The organism is Pseudomonas sp. (assembly GCF_049645325.1).
GTDB lineage: Bacteria > Pseudomonadota > Gammaproteobacteria > Pseudomonadales > Pseudomonadaceae > Aquipseudomonas.
Map to the genome: position 1 here is coordinate 1 of NZ_JBARTQ010000282.1, position 2,683 is coordinate 2,683.

The 2,683-nt window shown below is 61.5% G+C and carries 2 protein-coding genes; one reads left to right on the forward strand and one right to left on the reverse strand.

What is annotated here, in order from left to right:
* Window positions 1-75 precede the first annotated feature (75 nt).
* Window positions 76-1,566, reverse strand: a complete 1,491-nt coding sequence (locus tag WBB95_RS12510) for an aldehyde dehydrogenase family protein (RefSeq protein ID WP_424487886.1) — start codon at window positions 1,564-1,566, stop codon at window positions 76-78.
* A gap of 155 nt (window positions 1,567-1,721) precedes the next feature.
* Between WBB95_RS12510 and WBB95_RS12515 the strand changes: the two genes are divergently transcribed.
* Complete coding sequence (locus WBB95_RS12515) at window positions 1,722-2,618, forward strand: LysR family transcriptional regulator (RefSeq protein ID WP_424487887.1); 897 nt, start codon at window positions 1,722-1,724, stop codon at window positions 2,616-2,618.
* The last annotated feature ends 65 nt before the right edge of the window (window positions 2,619-2,683 follow it).

Below are 2,683 nucleotides of genomic sequence, written 5' to 3' on the forward strand. Positions count from 1 at the left end.
GTGTAACAGAGACACCGCGGTGATGCTATCGCAGGCAAGCCAGCTCCCACATTGACTGCGCTTCGACGTGAGGAATCAGTCGAAAGTAATACCCTGCGCCAGCGGCAACTCCAGCGAGTAGTTCACGGTATTGGTCTGGCGACGCATGTACCCGCGCCACGCATCCGAACCCGACTCACGCCCGCCACCGGTCTCTTTCTCACCGCCAAACGCGCCGCCAATTTCCGCGCCACTTGGGCCGATGTTGACGTTGGCAATGCCGCAGTCACTGCCCACCGCCGACATGAACTGCTCGGCTTCGCGCACATCCGTGGTGAAGATGCACGAAGACAGGCCTTGCGGCACCGAGTTGTTCAGGCGCAGCGCCTCGGTAAAGTCGGTGTAGCCCACCACGTACAGAATCGGCGCGAAGGTTTCGGTGCACACCACGTCGCTTTGCTCGGGCATTTCCACGATCGCCGGCGACACGTAGTAGGCATTCGGGAATTTATCTTCCAACTGGCGCTTGCCGCCAAATACGCGGCCACCTTCGCTCAGGGCCTGTTCCAGAGCATCCTGCATGTTCTCGAAACTGTGCTTGTCGATCAGCGGGCCGATCAGGTTGCCTTCCAGCGGGTGACCAATACGGACCTTGGAATATGCGGCCTTGAGGCGTGTGACGATCTCTTCTTTCACCGACTCATGCGCGATCAAGCGGCGCAGGCTGGTGCAACGCTGGCCCGCAGTGCCAACGGCGCTGAACAGGATGGCGCGCACGGCCATGTCGAGGTCGGCGCTTGGGCCGAGGATCATCGCGTTGTTGCCACCCAGTTCGAGGATGCTGCGGGCAAAACGCGCAGCGACTTTCGGCGCCACTTCGCGGCCCATGCGGGTGCTGCCGGTGGCGCTGATCAGCGCAACGCGCGGGTCATCCACCAGCGCGGCGCCGGCGTCGCGGCCGCCGATGATCACTTGGCTGAGGTATTCAGGGGCGTCGGTGAATTTCTTCAGCACACGCTCGAACAGTGCCTGGCAGGCCAAGGCGGTCAGCGGGGTTTTTTCCGACGGTTTCCAGATCACCGCGTTGCCGCACACCAGCGCCAGCGTGGTGTTCCATGCCCACACGGCGACCGGGAAGTTGAAGGCGCTGATCACACCGACCACACCCAGCGGGTGCCAGGTTTCACGCATGTGGTGGCCCGGGCGCTCGGAAGCGATGGTCAAGCCGTACAGCTGCCGCGACAGGCCGACGGCGAAGTCGCAGATGTCGATCATTTCCTGCACTTCACCCAGGCCTTCCTGGGTGATCTTGCCCGCTTCCCAGGACACCAGTTCGCCGAGGTCGGCCTTGTATTCACGCAGCACATCGCCTAACTGGCGCACCAGCTCGCCGCGACGCGGTGCCGGCACTTTGCGCCAGGCCTCGAATGCATGCTCGGCACGACTGACCTGTTGCTCCACCTCGGCGGCGCCTTCCCAATGCACGCTGCCGATACGGCTGCCATCAATCGGCGAATGCACGGGTTGTTTACCCGACTGGTACAGCGCCGGGTTTACCCCGAGACGATCAAGCAATGCGGCAACCATGGGTCACTCCTTCAATCTACAAATACACAATGTGCGCCGCAGCACGTGCGGCGATCCAGACCTTATTTGTAGCTGGCCGAAGACTTGCCAACAAACGACGATTAGGCGAGATATCATTCCGTTTATTCATGCAAAGAATAAAAAAGAGGCGCGCCGTGCTGAACAGAAGACATTTGCCCTCGATCACCGCCCTGCAGTGTTTCGAAGCCGCCACCCGCCACCTGAGCTTTACCCGCGCCGCCGAGGAGTTGAACCTCACCCAAAGCGCGGTGAGCAAGCAGGTGGCGCAGCTGGAAGAATTGCTCCAACACCTGCTGTTTCGCCGGGTGCGCCGTCGCTTGCAAATGACCCCGGCGGGCGATTTGTACTTGGTGGAAGTACGAAAAATCCTCACACAAGTGGAGATGTCCACCCATTACCTGCGTTCCTACGGCGGCGAGACCGAAGTGCTGCGCGTGTCGACGCCCTACACCTTCGGCGCGCGCTGGCTGGTGCCGCGCCTCAAAGGCTGGCGGCTGCGGCACCCGCACATCCACCTGGACCTGTGCAACGAACAGGAACCGGACGAGCTGCTGCAGGGCAAGGCCGACATGGCCTTCTACTTCGGCCAGGGTTCACGCCCCGGCACCGAGAGCCTGAAGCTGTTCAGTGAAGAATTGGTGCCGGTGTGCGCACCGGAGAGCCTGCCGGCGCAGCCTTTCACCGACCCCACGCAACTGAGCGAACTGGTGCTGCTGCAAAATGCCTCGCGGCCCCAAGGCTGGCACGACTGGTTTGCGAGCCAGGGCTTTCACACCGAACACAGCTACCACGGGCCGCGTTTCGACACCTTTTATATGTGCATCCGTGCGGCGCAGGTGGGCTGTGGCGTGGCATTGCTGCCGCGTTTTTTGGTGGAAGAGGAGCTGGCCGACGGCAAACTGGTGATCCCTTGGCAGCATGCGCTGCCGAGCCAGGATGCGTATTACCTGGCGTATCCCGAACATTCGGCGGAGGTGCCCAAGGTGCGCGACTTTGTGAAGTGGATGATGGAGCAGGTTGAGCCTGAATAATCATTGTTGCCTGTCAGACCGCCTTCGCGAGCAAGCCCGCTCCCACAGTTGAAACGCATTCCAAA

Bases quoted from the DNA above. Each gene is read 5' to 3' on its own strand.
- WBB95_RS12510 (WP_424487886.1), bottom strand. From the start codon at position 1,566: ATGGTTGCCGCATTGCTTGATCGTCTCGGGGTAAACCCGGCGCTGTAC.